The following is a 14611-nucleotide window of genomic DNA, read 5'->3' on the forward strand; positions in this document are numbered from 1 at the left end:
CTCAACGCTTGCCGGCGCGCGCCAGCGCGGCCGTCCAGCGGTCGCGCCACGGCCGCGGCGGCCACGAATTGGCGCGCCGCGTCGACAGCGCCCGCAGCGCCGCGTCGATGGCGCGCGCCGTCACGGCGACGCCGCCGTTGCTCGGGAGCACGACGTCGGCCAGGCGGCGCTTGCGGGTGTCGTGGACCTGGCGTTTCCAGATGTCGATGAACTTGGCCTCGGTCATGCCGGGCCGGGCCAGCACGCGGCGCTTCTGCAGGAAGAACGGCGCGCTGACGACCATGGTGGCGTCGACCCGGCGGTGGCCGTTGCCCTCGAACAGCAGCGGAATGTCCAGCACCACCAGCTTGGTGCCGCGCGCCACGTGCCGTTTGATGAAGGCGCGCTGGCGGGCGTTGACCAGGGGATGCACGATCGCCTCGAGCCGGCGCAGCGCGGCGGGGTCGGCGAAGACCTTGGCGCCGAGCGCGGCGCGGTCGAGCGCGCCGTTCTTCACCGAGCCGGGGAACGCCGCCTCGATCGCCGGCAGCGCGACGCCGCCGGGACCCTGCACCGCGTGCACGGCGGCGTCGGCGTCGTAGACGGGGATGCGGCGGCGGCGCAGCAGTTTGGTCGCCATCGACTTGCCCATCCCGATGGAGCCCGTCAGTCCGACGATCAGCATGCCTATTCGTCCTCGCCCAGCGCCGCCCGCAGCGCCCGGCGCACGGCCTTGGCGTCCTTCTTCGCGAGGCTGCCCAATCGCGCGGCCGGCACGGCGTTGTCCAGCGTGAACAGCTTGAGGCGCACGACCGAGGCGGCCGGCAGGCCGGCGCTGACCAGGTCGCCAAGAGGGATGTCGCCCGGCCAAGGGGTCGTGGCGGCGCTGGTGATCATGGCGAACACGGTATGGCCCTGGCTCTGGTTGAGGCCGCGGACGGTCAGCGCCAAGGCCGGCCGGCGGCCGGTGGGCGCGGAGATGGGATGCGGGATCGCCACCACGTCGAAGCGGTCACAGATCACGGTAGGCCTCCGCGTCGGCGCCGCCGCCCCATTCGGCGAGCTGGGCGTCGAGCGCCTCGACATCGCCCGACACCGGTCGGGTCTGGACCCGTCGCATGGTGGCGGCGTTGTCGCCCAGCTCGAACGCCACGATGTCACCCTCGGCCAAGCGCAGGGCGGCGCGCACCGCTTTCGGTATCGTGATCTGGCCTTTGGTGGTCAGCCGGCTGATCGTCCGCATTCCTTACTTGTAGCTCATAAAAGTAAGGAAGTCTTTCCAGAGTTATTCGGCTCGGTGGATGGAATACATTCGCGCATCATTCCTCGCTGCAATGCACCAATGTTGATGCTGCAATCCAAACAACCCATAGAACTAGGCCGATGGCTGTACGATCGTTAGGATCATCGTCTGCTCGGACCAATAATAGCGATGTGACCGGATTGAATTTCTTAGATTGGCTTGACCTTGTTGCACTCGCCCTGAATATCGGGAGAGAATACCTGAGAAGATGATCAACCAGCAGGAATCAGGTGAACAAGGTCATAGAGCCCCGCCTCGATATCACCGTGAAGAGCATCGCGGATGCGATGCGGCTCGCGCGGCGAGACCCAAGCCAACTGGGTCGAACAGTATTCTTCATCGGCGCCGGTTGTTCGGTGACCGCAGGCATCCCAGGTGCCGCTGAAATTGCCAAACGAATGTGCCGTGATATGGCACAGGTTTTTGGTGCAACTCCTGGTCAGTATGGAAGTTCGACCGAAGCGTATTCGTTTCTCGTTGGGCGAAGGAATTTGCCACCGATGCTCATCGGGTCGACTCTAGGAGACGCAATTCCGACGGATGCCAATATCGACTGGTACCGCGTCTATGACGAGATGTTCAGAACATACTATCAAGCGCCAGATGCGGTTCGGGAGCTATTCGGGTCCATAGTTGACGAAGCCAATGGAAGTATAAACTGGGCGCATCTTTGTTTAGGTGAGTGCGTGGCGCGGAAGTATGTCGGAACTGTTTTGACAACCAATTTTGATCAACTCGTCCTCTCCGGACTTGTCCGTGCCGGTGTTCTTCCGGTTGTCAGCGACGGCATAGAGTCACTCAATCGAATCTCGACGCTTCCAAAACATCCACAACTCGTGGAACTCCATGGCTCGCGCCACACCTACCTACTGAGAAATCATCCGGAGGACGTTGCTGCAGTCGCGAGCAATCAATCCGCAATCGCAGCAATACAAGGTCTGATGCGCGAGGCGCGCGTATTTGTGGCCATAGGCTATGGCGGGCGCGAGGACGGCGTCATGGACCTGCTAGTCAACGCGGCGGAAAGCTTGCGCGACAAGCCATTGTTCTGGGTTGCGCACTCTACAGACCCAGCCCAGCTCTCAGGGAAAACGAGAGCGCTTCTGTCGGCGACGCGGATTGGGGGCGCACTCCTCGGTCAAGATGCGGATGCATTCTTCTTGAAGTTGTGCGCTGAACTGGAAATCGGATCGCCATCCGCTATCCGAGATCCATTGGCGCTGAGCACACGCCTGCTAGGTGACATTAAGCGTGCCGGGCATAAGTTAGAGGACATCAATCATGAGATTGGTCGAGCAGAGAGGCGCCTTGAAGCTCTCTTGAGGTGCGCAGGCGACTTTGAAGCAACTGTGTCTGTTGAGAGTACTGCGGCGTCAATCCGCGAAGCGCGGTTAGCGGGCCTCTACGGTGACGCGTCGTCCTTGGCCGATCGTGCAGTCCCTTCGTTGGAGCAACTGCAATCGACCGACACAACCGTGCTTCGTGAGGTCGCTTTGAGTTGGCTCGGAAGTGGCAGCACTAGTACAAGCAGGTTGGCGCTAGAACGAAGCATCGCGGCAATGGCCGAATTGGCCCGACGTATCTCCAAGGGCGACAACGCTCTCGAATGGGCCGAGACCCAGAACGATCTCGGCGCGGCGCTCTTGGCACTCGGATCGCGCGAAAGCGGGACGGAACGCCTAGAGGAGGCCGCCACTGCCCACCGCGCCGCACTCGAGGTGTATACACGCGAGCGCTTGCCGTTGGAATGGGCGGCGACCCAAAACCACCTCGCCAATGTGCTTTCAACTCTGGGCGAGCGCGAGAGCGGAACGCGGCGCCTCGAGGAAGCCGTCGCCGCCTACCGAGCCGCACTAGAAGAACGCACGCGCGAACGAGTGCCGCTGGGCTGGGCGGCTACTCAAAACAACCTGGCAACCGCTTTGTCTCGACTCGGAGGGCGCGAAAGTGACACCGCCCGTTTGGAGGAGGCCGTCACCGCCTACCGCGCCGCGCTTGAAGAGTATACGCGCGAGCGCGTGCCACTGGAATGGGCGATGACCCAGAGCAACCTCGCCAATTCCCTTTCGAAGCTCGGAGAGCGCGAGGGTGGCACGGAGCGCCTAGAGGAGGCGATCGCCGCGTACCGCGCCGCGCTTGAGGAACGGACGCGCGAACGCGTGCCACTGAACTGGGCAACAACGCAGAACAACATCGCAAATGCCCTTTCCACCCTTGGTGAGCGCGAGAGCGGTACCGGGCGCCTCGAAGAGGCCGTCGCTGCCTACCGCGCCGCGCTTGAGGAGCGCACGCGCGAACGTGTGCCGCTAGAGTGGGCAGCGACCCAGAACAACCTTGCCAACGCCCTTTCGACCCTCGGAGAACGGGAAGGCAGTACTGAGCGCCTAGAGGAGGCCGTCGCTGCCTACCGTTCCGCACTTGAAGAGTATACCCGCGAGCGCGTGCCGCTGGACTGGGCAATGACAAAGAACAACCTCGCCAATACGCTGTCCACTCTTGGCGAGCGCGAGAGTGGCATGGGGCGTCTGAAGGAAGCCGTCGCCGCATACCGCGCTGCGCTTGAGGAGCGCACGCGCGAACGTGTGCCGCTGGACTGGGCAACGACCCAGAGCAACCTCGCCACTGCGCTTTCGAAGCTCGGAGAGCGCGAGGGTGGCACGGAGCGCTTCGAGGAGGCAGTCGCCGCCTACCGCAACGCGTTGAAGATACTCACCCGAAAACGTGCGCCGCTTCTCTGGGAAATTGCACAAACTGGGTATCGCAACGCATCCGCTGAGCTCGCGGCGCATCGTCGAAAACAGAAACCGCTCCGTGCTCTCGCACGTCGGTAGTTGGTGGAGTAGCGTGAACGAGCAGTCTAGAGGAGGCTTCTCAGTCCGCGCTACTCCCTCCAACTAGGGCACAAGAACGGTCTGGCCAGTCGTCTTTCTGCTCTCCAGATCACGGTGCGCCTGCGCGGCGTTCTTGAGGTCGTAGCGCTGGTCGATCCGGATCTTCACCTTCTTGCTCTTGACCATGGCGAACAACGCTTTGGCGCTGCTCTCCAGATCGGCGCGCGTCGACGTGTAGGCGCCGAGCGACGGCCGCGTCAGGAACAGCGAGGCGTTGCCGCCGAGCACGGCCGGGGAGACCGGCGGCACCGGGCCCGAAGCGTTGCCGAAGCTGACCATCAGGCCGCGCGGCGCCAGACAGGCCAGCGAGGTGTCCCACGTGTCCTTGCCGACGCCGTCATAGACCACCGGCACGCCCTTACCCTTGGTCAGTTTCATGATCGTATCGACCACGGTCTTCTTGTCGTAGCCAACGATGACGTGGGCGTAGCCGTTCTTCTTGGCCAACGCCGCCTTGTCGGCGGTCGAGACCGTGCCGACCGCCTTGACGCCCAGCGCCTTGGCCCATTGACCGAACAGCAGCCCCACACCGCCGGCGGCGGCGTGGAACAGCACCACGTCGCCCTTCTTGCACTTGAAGGTGCGGCGGATCAGGTACTCCGTGGTCATGCCCTTGAGCATCATCGCCGCCGCCTCGGCGTCGCTGATGCCGGCCGGCACCTTGACCAGGATCGCGGCGGGCAGCACGCGCTCCTCGGCGTAGGCGCCCGGCGGGCTGCCGCAATAGGCGACGCGGTCGCCTTTCTTCAGGCCCTTCACGCCCTTGCCCACCGACACGACGACGCCGGCGCCCTCGCGGCCGATGGCGTTCGGCAGCGGCGTCGGATACAGGCCGCTGCGGGTGTACACGTCGATATAGTTGAGGCCGATGGCGGTGTGGCGGATGCGCGCCTCGCCCGGACCGGGATCGCCCACCTCGACGTCCTCGAAGACCATTTTCTCGGGCCCGCCGGCCTCGTGGATGCGTACGGCTTTGACCATGAATCCCCCTCTCGCGACGTTCCCGCCGACGGACGCGGCGCTCCCCATCGCGCGCGCCAGACTAATGCGCCGCGCGGAACGCCGCCACAGGCAAGCGGCCATCGGCGCGGCCTTGCCGCCGTCCGGCGGGTCCGCTACGCCATCACCATGACCGCGACGGGATGGCGAACCACCGGACCGACGCCGCGCGCAGCGCGGCCGGCGGCGCGGCTGCACGTCGTCGGATTGGTCCTGCTGGCGTTCGCCCTTCAGGCGCTGGCGCCGGCGCTGCATGCCCGCATCCTGGCGGCGCACGCCACGTCTTCCGGCACGCCGCTCGCGTCGCTGGCGTTCTGCCTGCCGAGCCAATCGGGCGTCGGGGCCGCGACGCCGGACGACGCACCGCGATCGCCGCGCGCCATCGATTGCGTCTGCTGCGCCGGCGCCATGGCGAGCGCCGCCGAACCGCCCGCGGCGCCCTCCGTCGCCGCGCCGGCCGACGGCGTCGCGGCACGGACAGTCTCGTCCAAGGCCTTGCCGACGCGCGTCGCGCCCCGGCACCGCCCGCAACAATCGCGCGCGCCGCCATCCCTCGTCTGAGCCTCCGATCTCCGCCGCGCCGACACCGGCGCGGCACCGACGCTCCACGACGTTGAGGATTCCGACATGATCACCCGTAGGACTATGGCGGCCACCGCCGCCGCGCTCGCCTTCATCGCCTCGACCGCGACCGCGCACGACTTCAAGCTCGGCGATCTCAAGATCGACCATCCGTGGGCGCGTGAGACCGCCAGCATGGCGCGCGCCGGCGCCGCCTTCATGGTCATCGAGAACGCCGGCGGCGGCGCCGACCGTCTGGTCAAGGCGTCCTCGCCGGTCGCCGCGCGCACCGAGATCCACACCATGATCAAGGACGGCGACGTCATGCGCATGCGCGAGGTGCCGGCCATCGACCTGGCGCCGCGCGCCAAGGTCGAGCTCAAGCCCGGCGGCTTCCACGTCATGCTGATGGAACTGAAGGCGCCGCTGAAGGCCGGCGACAAGGTGCCGGTGACGCTGACCTTCGAGAAGGCCGGCGCGATCACCATCGAGGTGCTGGTCGAGAAGATGTCGGGCCCGCCGGCGGTGCACAAGCACTGAGGGCACGGCGCGACCCGCCACGCGTTATACTGGCGGTCGGACCACGGCCGGGAGGCGGCGATGCGGCGGCGCGGCGTGATTGCGGGAGCCATGGCGGGTGTCGCGGCGCCGGTCGTCGCGCGGGCGCAGACGCGCGACTTCCGCGGCGCGCGCGCCGCCTACCGCCTCGTAAAGCTGCCGGGCGAGCTCGAGCAACCCTGGGGCATGGCCTTCCTGCCCGACGGACGGCTGCTGATCACCGAGCGGCCGGGGCGACTGCGGGTGTTCGCGAACGGCCGGCTGGACCCAAAACCATTGGACGGCGTGCCCAAGGTCCACGCCACCGGCCAGGGCGGCCTGCTCGACGTGGCGCTGCATCCCGACTTCACGCGCAACCGGCTGATCTATCTGTCGCTGGCCGCGCCGGCGGCGGGCGGCGCCGTCACCCGCGTGGTACGCGCCCGGCTCGAGGACGGCCGCATCGCCGACGTCACCACGATCCTCGACGCGACGCCGCCGACCGGCGGCGGCCTGCATTTCGGGTCACGCCTGGCGTTCGACCGCGCCGGCCTGCTGTTCGTCACCACCGGCGAGCGATACCAGATGCACCGCGCGCAGCGGCTGGACGATCTCGGCGGCAAGGTGATCCGGCTGCGCGACGACGGCACGGTGCCGCCGGACAATCCCTTCGTCGGCCGCGCCGGCGCGCGTCCGGAGATCTTCTCCTACGGCCACCGCAATCCGCAGGGACTGGCGACGCATCCCGGCACCGGGCGGATGTGGTCGGTCGAGCATGGTCCGCGCGGCGGCGACGAGTTGAACCTGCTGAAGGCCGGCGCCAACTACGGCTGGCCGCTGGCGACCCACGGCATCGACTACGGCGGCGGCAAGATCAGCGACCACAAGACGCTGCCCGGCATGGAGGACCCCGTGAGGTTCTGGGTGCCGTCGATCTCGCCCTGCGGGCTGATGTTCTACACCGGCGACGCCTTCCCCGGCTGGAAGGGCTCGCTGTTCACCGGCGCGTTGTCGGCCTTCGCGCTGTTCCGGATCGAGCTCGACGGCGAGCGTTTCGCGCGCGAGGAGCGGCTGCTGCCGGACGCGCTGCGCGCCTATGTCCGCGACGTGCGGCAGGGGCCGGACGGGACGATCTACCTCTGCACCCACGCCGACGACGGCGGCCTCTACCGGCTGGAACCGGCCTGACGCCCGCAATGCCGCCATTCGCCGGCGCAAGCCGCGGCGCGCTAGGCGGGCGGGCCGCCGCCCGATAAGGTCGACGCCGGAAACGAACCAAGCGGCGAGGGCGGAACCATGGACGCGATCACCACCGAAGACACCACGCAGACCGGCGCCGACAGCCTGGTCCGCACCCTCGTGAAGGGCGGCGTCTCCGTCTCCTTCGCCAACCCCGGCACGTCGGAGATGCACTACGTCGCCGCGCTCGACCGGGTGCAGGGCATGCGCTGCGTGCTCGGCCTGTTCGAGGGCGTGTGCTCCGGCGCCGCCGACGGCTACTACCGCATGGCCGACAAACCGGCCGCCACGCTGCTGCATCTCGGTCCCGGCCTCGCCAACGCGGCGGCCAATCTCCACAACGCGAAGAAGGCCGGCTCCGGCATCGTCAACATCGTCGGCGAGCACGCGCTGCACCACATCAAGTACGACACGCCGCTGACCGCCGACATCGAGGGCATCGCGAAGCCGTTCTCGCACTGGATCAAGACCTCGACCAGCGCCGCCGAGGTCGGCCGCGACGGCGGTCTCGCGATCCAGGCGGCGCGGCGCGCGCCCGGCCAGATCGCGACCTTGATCCTGCCGGCCGACACGGCGTGGAGCACCGGCGGCGTGGTCGGCGACGTGCCGGCGGCCGCGCCGCGCGCCAAGGTCTCGGCCGAGGCGGTGACGGCGGCGGCCAAGGCGCTGAGCAACGGCGAACTGGGCATGCTGCTGCTGGGCGGCGTGGCGCTGCGCGAGCGCGGGCTGGAGCTGGCCGGGAAGATCGCCGCCAAGACCGGCTGCAAGGTGCAGGGCTCGGGCGCCACGGCGCGTCTGCAGCGCGGCGCCGGCCGCGTGCAGATCACGCGCCTGCACTTCGTCATCGAGATGGCGCAGGCCGCGTTGAAGGGCGTCAAACAGATGGTGCTGGTCGGCACCAAGCCGCCGGCGGCGTTCTTCGCCTATCCCGGCAAGCCCAGCATCCTGACGCCGGACGACTGCACGGTGACGACGCTGGCCAACGTCGAGGACGATTGCGAGGCCGCGCTCGAGGCGCTGGCCGCCGAGCTCGGCGCCATCGCGCTGAAGCCCGCCGGCGTCGCGGAGGCGAAGCGGCCGGACCGGCCGACCGGCAAGTTCACGCTCGACACGCTGGGCATGGCGCTGGGCTACACGATGCCGGAGGGCGCGATCGTGGTCGACGAGTCGGTGACCACCGGCCGCGGCTTCTTCCCGTTCAGCGCCGGCGCGCCGCACCACGACTGGCTCAACAACATGGGCGGCTCGATCGGCTTCGGCACGCCGGTGGCGATCGGCGCCGCCGTCGCCTGCCCCGACCGCAAGGTCATCTGCATGGTCGGCGACGGCAGCTCGATGTACACGATCCAGTCGCTGTGGACGATGGCGCGCGAGAAGCTCGACATCTGCGTCATGATCTTCTCGAACCGCTCCTACCAGATCCTCTACAGCCAGCTGTCGGGCGTCGGCGCGCCGAACCCCGGCCCGCGCGCCATCGACATGCTCACGTTGGACCGGCCGACGCTGGATTTCGTCAAGCTGGCCAACGGCATGGGGGTCGAGGGCGCGCAGGCCACCGACGTCGACCAGCTCGTCAAGCAGCTGCAATACGCCATGGGCCGCAAGGGTCCGTACCTGATCGACGTGATCATGTAGCGGTCGACTCGACCGGGTCCGGGGGCGGTGTTAGAAGTCCGCCGATCCCAGCGCGGAGCGCCCGGCCGACGGCGCGCGCCGCGCCACCCCGCCGATCCGACGAGACGATGACCGACACCGCCGACCGGGCGCGCAAGACGCTGTTCATCCGCACCTACGGGTGCCAGATGAACGTCTACGATTCGGAGCGCATGGCCGACGTCCTGCGGCCGCTGGGCTACGCGCCGGCGGCGGCGCCGGACGACGCCGACATGGTGATCGTCAACACCTGCCACATCCGCGAGAAGGCCTCGGAGAAGGTGTTCTCCGAGCTCGGCCGGCTGCGCGAGGCCAAGCTGGCGCGGCGCGAGGCCGGCGGCGACATGGTGATCGCGGTCGCCGGCTGCGTCGCCCAGGCCGAGGGCGCCGAGATCCTGCGCCGCCAGCCCGCCGTCGACATCGTGGTCGGACCGCAGGCCTACCACCGTCTGCCGGAGCTCGTCGCGCGCGCCGCCCGGGCGTCCGGCCGCAAGGCCGGATCGACCAAGGGCGCGGGCGTGCTCGACACGGAGTTCCCGGTCGAGCCGAAATTCGACCATCTGCCGGCACCCGCCACGGTCACGGCCGGGTCGGCCTTCCTGTCGATCCAGGAAGGCTGCGACAAGTTCTGCACGTTCTGCGTCGTGCCCTACACGCGCGGCGCGGAGTACTCGCGCCCCGCCGCCGCGATCCTCGCGGAGGCGCGCGGCCTGGCCGCCGCCGGCGCGGTCGAGATCACGCTGCTGGGCCAGAACGTCAACGCCTGGCACGGCGAGGGCACGGACGGCGCGGCGTAGACGCTGCCGCGGCTGCTGCGCGCGCTGGCGGAGATCGAGGGTCTGGCGCGGCTGCGCTACACCACCTCGCATCCGCGCGACATGGACGACGCGCTGATCGCCGCGCACGCGGAGATCCCGGCGCTGATGCCCTACCTGCATCTGCCGGTGCAGTCCGGCTCGGACCGCGTGCTCGAGGCGATGAACCGCCAGCATGGCCGCGACCTCTATCTACGGCTGGTCGACAAGCTGCGCGCGGCGCGGCCCGATCTGGCGCTGTCGACCGATCTGATCGTCGGCTTCCCCGGCGAGACCGATTCCGATTTCGACGACACGATGCTGTTGGTGGGCGAAGCCGGCTTCGCCTCGGCGTTCTCGTTCAAGTACAGCGCCCGTCCCGGTACGCCGGCGGCGGCGATGCCGGGACAGGTTCCCGAGGCCGTGAAGGACGCGCGCCTGCACGCGTTGCAGGCGCTGCTGGCCGAGCGGCAGCGCGCGTTCAACGAAGCGACGGTGGGCAAGGTGGTGCCGGTGCTGTTCCAGCAGGCCGGCCGCAAGCCAGGCCAGGTGCTCGGCAAATCGCCGTGGCTGCAATCGGTGCACGCCGACGGCCCGGCGCGGCTGATCGGCCGGATCGTCGAGACGCGGATCACCGCCGGACACGGCGTGAGCCTGTCCGGCGCGGTCGTCGCGGCGGACGGCGCCGCGATCCAGGGAGTGGCGGCGTGACCGACGCCGGCCGCGCCATCGACGTCCGTCGCCTGACCTTCGACGACAACGCGCTGCTGCCGGCGCTGTACGGCGAGCACGACCGCCATCTCGTGCGCATCGAGCAGCTGATGGGCGTGCGCCTGACCTCGCGCGGCAACCAGGTCGCGATCAGCGGCGGCGCCGAGGACACCGCTCTGGCGCGCGCCGCGCTGCAGGCGCTGTACGAGCGGCTCAAGCGCGGCCAGATCGTCGACCAGGCCGAGGTCGACGCCGCCGTGCGCTTCGCCCGGGTCGGCGCCGACGTCAACACCGTCGACGCCTCGTCCATCCGCACGCGCAAGCGCGCCATCCAGCCGCGCTCGCCGACCCAGCGCGAGTACGTCGAGGCGATCCGCGAGCGCGATCTGGTGTTCGGGCTCGGTCCCGCCGGCACCGGCAAGACCTATCTCGCCGTCGCCATGGCGGTGTCGATGCTGACCAGCGGCGCCGTCGAGCGGATCATCCTGTCGCGGCCGGCGGTCGAGGCCGGCGAGCGGCTGGGCTTCCTGCCGGGCGATCTCAAGGAGAAGGTCGACCCCTACCTGCGGCCGCTCTATGACGCGCTGCACGACATGATGCCGGCCGACCAGGTGGCCGGCCGCATCGCCGGCGGGGAGATCGAGATCGCACCGCTGGCGTTCATGCGCGGCCGCACGCTGGCGCACGCGTTCGTCATCCTCGACGAGGCGCAGAACACCACCGCGATGCAGATGAAGATGTTCCTGACGCGGCTGGGCGAGGGATCGCGCATGGTCGTGACCGGCGACCTCACGCAGATCGACCTGCCGAACGGCGTGACGTCCGGTCTGCGCGACGCGATCGAGACGTTGAACGGCGTCGACGGCGTGCGCTTCGTGCATTTCGGCGACCGCGACGTCGTGCGTCACGACCTCGTCGCCCGCATCGTGCGCGCCTACGACGCGCGCGACACCCGGCGCGATCCGTCGAAGCCGCGCGCGTGAGCGCCCCGCGGCGTCCGCGGGCTGCGCGCGTCGAGATCGTCGTCGACATCCGCGACCGCCGCTGGCTGGCGGCGTCGCGCACCGTCAGAGCGCTGTGCCGCCGCGCCGCCACGGCCGCGCTGGACGGCTCCGGCCGCAAGCCGCGCGGCGCCGTGGCGCTGACCATCGCGCTGACCAGCGACGCCGCGGTGCGCCGGCTGAACCGCGACTTCCGCGGCAAGGACAGGCCGACCAACGTGCTGTCCTTCCCCGCCGATTCGTTCGCGTCGGCGCCGGGCGCGCCGCGGCATCTCGGCGACATCGCGCTGGCGCTGGAGACGGTCCGTCGCGAGGCGCGCGCGCAGGACAAGCGGGTGGCCGACCATCTCGCGCATCTCGTGGTCCACGGGACGCTGCATCTGCTGGGCCACGACCACGAGGACGATTCCGGCGCCGCCGTCATGGAGCGCCGCGAGATCCGCGTCCTCGCCGGCCTGGGCATCGCCGACCCCTACGCCTGAGCGGGCGGCGGCGGCCTTCGATGCGTCATCGCTTCTCCCTCGTCTTCGGGGGGGGGGGGGAGAAGGGAAGATCGAGTCGCCGCGATGCGCTCCGGCTGGATCAGGACATCGCCAGCGGCTGCTTGCGCCTGGGCGGCGGGAAGGCGTCGTCGAGCTCGGCGCGGTCGGCTTCGGTCAGCTTCACGTCGAGGGCGCCGAGATTCTCGGCGACGCGGGCGCGGTTCGACGATTTCGGGATCACGACGACGCCCGGCAGGCCGAGCAGCCACGCCAACGCGACCTGCGCCGGCGTCGCGCCGTGGCGGTCGGCGACGGCCTTCAGCGCGCGGTGCCGTAGCAACGGGCCCTGGTCGAGCGGCGAGTAGGCCATCACCGGCACGCCGCGCTCGCGCATCCACGGCAGCAGGTCGAACTCCACGCCGCGGCGCGCGAGGTTGAACATCACCTGGTTGGCGCCGCAGCGGCCGCCGTCGGCCCGCCACCACGCCGCCATGTCGTCGCGGTCGAAATTGCTGACGCCCCAGTCCGCGATCTTGCCGTCGCGCTTGAGCCGCTCGAACGCCGCGATGGTGTCCTCGAACGGCGTGCCGCCGATCCAGTGCAGCAGGTAGAGGTCGAGGCGCTCGACCCGCAGCCGCTTCAGGCTGCGCTCGCACGCCGCGACCGCGCCGGCGCGCGTGGCGTTGTGGGGATAGACCTTGCTGACGAGGTAGACCTTGTCGCGCCGGCCGGCCAGCGCGTCGGCGACCGCCTCCTCGGCGCCGCCCTCGCCGTACATCTCGGCGGTGTCGAGCAGCGGATAGCCGAGATCGAGCGCATGGCGGATCGCGTCGGTCTCCTCGGCGCGGCGGCGGCGGTCCTCGCCCATGCGCCAGGTGCCGAGGCCGAAGGCCGGCATCCTCGCGCCGGAGGGCAGGGAGAGCTCGGGAATCACGGGCATGGCTGGTCGACCTCGCCGGGCGGCGCGCCGGTCAGATATGGAACTCGAGGGTGTGCGTGATCTGCGGTTTGACGCCGCGGGCGCGCGCGTCGCGCACGAGATCGTCGATGCTGACGGCGTCGAGGCGCCCCATCATCTCGTCGCGCAACGCCGTCCAGGTCGGCCACACGACGAGGTGCGCGAGCGGCGAGCCGACCGATTCGTCGCTCGGTTCCGTCTCGGCCTCGAGCTGGCGCACGACGCGCACGATGTCGCCGAGGCTGATGCGCCGGCGCTCGCGGCCCAGCGTGTAGCCGCCGCGCGGGCCGCGCTTGCCGGCGAGGATGCCGTCGCGCACGAGCCGCTGCAGCACCTGCTCGAGGTAGCGCTTGGGGATGTTCTGTCGGCGCGTGATGTCGCCGCTGCGCACCGGCTGGTCGCCGGCGTTGAAGGCGACGTCGAGCACCGCCTCGATCGCGAACATGGTCTTCTTGCTGAGCCGGGGCATGGCGCGCCTCAGCCCTTCACGCCGGTCGAGCCGAAGCCGCCGGCGCCGCGCGCCGTGTCGGACAGGCTGGCGGCCTCGCGCCATTCCGCGCGCTCGTGGCGCGCCACCACCATCTGCGCGATGCGCATGCCGCGGCTGATGGTGAACGGCTCGGCGCCGAGATTGACCAGGATGACGCCGACCTCGCCGCGGTAGTCGGCGTCGATGGTGCCCGGCGCGTTGGCGACGGTGACGCCGTTCTTCGCCGCGAGCCCCGAACGCGGCCGCACCTGCGCCTCGTAGCCGGCGGGCAGCGCGATCGCCAGGCCGGTCGGCACGATGGCGCGCGCCAGCGGCGCCAGCACGAGATCGTCGGCGACCGCCGCGAGCAGATCCATGCCCGCCGCCTGGCCGGTGGCGTAGGCCGGCAGCGGCAGATCGGCCGCGTGCGGCAGGCGCTTGACCTCGATCGCGACGGTGGACACGGCGTGGCACCCGGTTGGATGGCGGGACTGGGGGAGACGCGGCGCATCCTCGCATCCGGCGCGCCGGGCCGCAAATGCCGCGGGCGGCGCCGCTAGAGCGACGCCGCCAGCTCCTCGAGCTGGCCGATCACCGCGCCCCAGCCGTCGAAGAACCCCATCTCCTCGTGCCGTCGGCGGTCGGCATCGTCGCGGTGCAGGCAGCGCGCGGTGTAGCGCGTACCCGCGCCCTCGTCGGCCATCGTGAAGATTCCCGTCATCGCGAGCCAAGGTTGGGCGGGCCGCCAGCCGGCCACCAGCATCGACGTCCACACGATCCGCTCCATCGGCGCGATCTCGAGGAACAGGCCGGGATTGTCGCTCTCGCCGCCGTCGGGACCGCTCATGTGGGTGTGGAAGCCGCCGCCCGGGCGGAAGTCGAAGGCGCGCACCTCGGTCGTCCACGGCCGCGGGCACCACCAGCGCTTGAGCAGCTCCGGCTCGCTCCACGCCCGCCACACCTTGGCGCGCGGCGCCGCCACGAAGCGCGTGATCTCCAGATCCCCGGGGGCGTCAGCCATCGTCGAGCTCCAT

At 69.6% G+C, this 14611-nt stretch carries 15 protein-coding genes and 1 pseudogene; 8 read left to right on the forward strand and 8 right to left on the reverse strand.

The annotated features are described in order from the left end of the window. Nucleotide 1: 1 nt before the first annotated feature. From IPK81_11945 to IPK81_11955, 3 genes are read right to left on the reverse strand one after another with little or no spacing between them, the layout of a single operon-like run. The gene (locus tag IPK81_11945) at nt 2-664 is read right to left on the reverse strand and encodes a dephospho-CoA kinase (protein ID QQS14793.1); all 663 of its coding nucleotides are present in this window, start codon (nt 662-664) and stop codon (nt 2-4) included. Between the two features lie 2 nt (nt 665-666). Beyond that, on the reverse strand, nt 667-1002 hold the full coding sequence (locus IPK81_11950) for a type II toxin-antitoxin system PemK/MazF family toxin (protein QQS14794.1): 336 nt from the start codon (nt 1000-1002) through the stop codon (nt 667-669). Further along, entirely contained in the window at nt 992-1222 is a 231-nt protein-coding gene (locus tag IPK81_11955) for an AbrB/MazE/SpoVT family DNA-binding domain-containing protein (protein QQS14795.1), read from the reverse strand. The genes IPK81_11950 and IPK81_11955 overlap by 11 nt, the downstream gene beginning before the upstream one ends. 1058 nt (nt 1223-2280) lie before the next feature. On the opposite strand from IPK81_11955, the gene IPK81_11960 reads away from it, so the two are divergent. After that, a complete protein-coding gene (locus IPK81_11960) occupies nt 2281-4113 on the forward strand; it encodes a tetratricopeptide repeat protein (protein QQS15076.1) in 1833 nt (610 codons plus the stop codon). A gap of 63 nt (nt 4114-4176) precedes the next feature. Here IPK81_11960 and IPK81_11965 read toward each other — a convergent pair whose 3' ends face one another. After that, nucleotides 4177-5154, reverse strand: coding sequence for a quinone oxidoreductase (locus IPK81_11965; GenBank protein QQS14796.1), 978 nt, complete (start codon nt 5152-5154; stop codon nt 4177-4179). Between IPK81_11965 and IPK81_11970 the strand changes: the two genes are divergently transcribed. The 7 genes and pseudogenes from IPK81_11970 (at nt 5050) to ybeY (ending at nt 12150) form a co-directional block, all read left to right on the forward strand. Continuing rightward, nucleotides 5050-5733: a hypothetical protein gene (locus tag IPK81_11970; GenBank protein QQS15269.1), complete on the forward strand. Its 684-nt coding sequence runs from the start codon at nt 5050-5052 to the stop codon at nt 5731-5733. The genes IPK81_11965 and IPK81_11970 overlap by 105 nt on opposite strands. Before the next feature lie 66 nt (nt 5734-5799). Continuing rightward, on the forward strand, nt 5800-6273 hold the full coding sequence (locus tag IPK81_11975; GenBank protein ID QQS14797.1) for a copper chaperone PCu(A)C: 474 nt from the start codon (nt 5800-5802) through the stop codon (nt 6271-6273). Between the two features lie 60 nt (nt 6274-6333). Beyond that, nucleotides 6334-7458: a PQQ-dependent sugar dehydrogenase gene (locus IPK81_11980; GenBank protein ID QQS14798.1), complete on the forward strand. Its 1125-nt coding sequence runs from the start codon at nt 6334-6336 to the stop codon at nt 7456-7458. Nucleotides 7459-7566: 108 nt separating this feature from the next. Continuing rightward, entirely contained in the window at nt 7567-9144 is a 1578-nt protein-coding gene (locus IPK81_11985) for an acetolactate synthase large subunit (GenBank protein ID QQS14799.1), read from the forward strand. 107 nt (nt 9145-9251) lie between these two features. Continuing rightward, nucleotides 9252-10667: pseudogene (gene miaB / locus IPK81_11990) on the forward strand (tRNA (N6-isopentenyl adenosine(37)-C2)-methylthiotransferase MiaB). Nucleotides 10668-10777: 110 nt separating this feature from the next. After that, nucleotides 10778-11650 carry a PhoH family protein gene (locus IPK81_11995; GenBank protein ID QQS15077.1) on the forward strand — a complete coding sequence of 291 codons (873 nt, stop codon included), beginning with the start codon at nt 10778-10780 and terminating at the stop codon, nt 11648-11650. After that, nucleotides 11647-12150 (forward strand): rRNA maturation RNase YbeY, encoded by a 504-nt coding sequence (ybeY, locus tag IPK81_12000; GenBank protein ID QQS14800.1) that lies wholly within the window; start codon nt 11647-11649, stop codon nt 12148-12150. Before IPK81_11995 ends, ybeY begins: the two co-directional genes overlap by 4 nt. 100 nt (nt 12151-12250) lie before the next feature. Here ybeY and IPK81_12005 read toward each other — a convergent pair whose 3' ends face one another. From IPK81_12005 to IPK81_12020, 4 genes are all read right to left on the reverse strand, one after another. After that, nucleotides 12251-13090, reverse strand: coding sequence for an aldo/keto reductase (locus tag IPK81_12005; GenBank protein ID QQS14801.1), 840 nt, complete (start codon nt 13088-13090; stop codon nt 12251-12253). Nucleotides 13091-13121: 31 nt separating this feature from the next. Next, complete coding sequence (locus tag IPK81_12010; protein ID QQS14802.1) at nt 13122-13577, reverse strand: Rrf2 family transcriptional regulator; 456 nt, start codon at nt 13575-13577, stop codon at nt 13122-13124. An 8-nt stretch (nt 13578-13585) separates the two neighbouring features. Beyond that, nucleotides 13586-14041, reverse strand: a complete 456-nt coding sequence (dut, locus tag IPK81_12015; GenBank protein ID QQS14803.1) for a dUTP diphosphatase — start codon at nt 14039-14041, stop codon at nt 13586-13588. Between the two features lie 92 nt (nt 14042-14133). Further along, the gene (locus IPK81_12020) at nt 14134-14598 is read right to left on the reverse strand and encodes an SRPBCC family protein (protein QQS14804.1); all 465 of its coding nucleotides are present in this window, start codon (nt 14596-14598) and stop codon (nt 14134-14136) included. Nucleotides 14599-14611 lie beyond the last annotated feature (13 nt).

Source organism: Rhodospirillales bacterium (assembly GCA_016699855.1).
In the GTDB taxonomy this organism is placed as follows: Bacteria; Pseudomonadota; Alphaproteobacteria; order Reyranellales; family Reyranellaceae.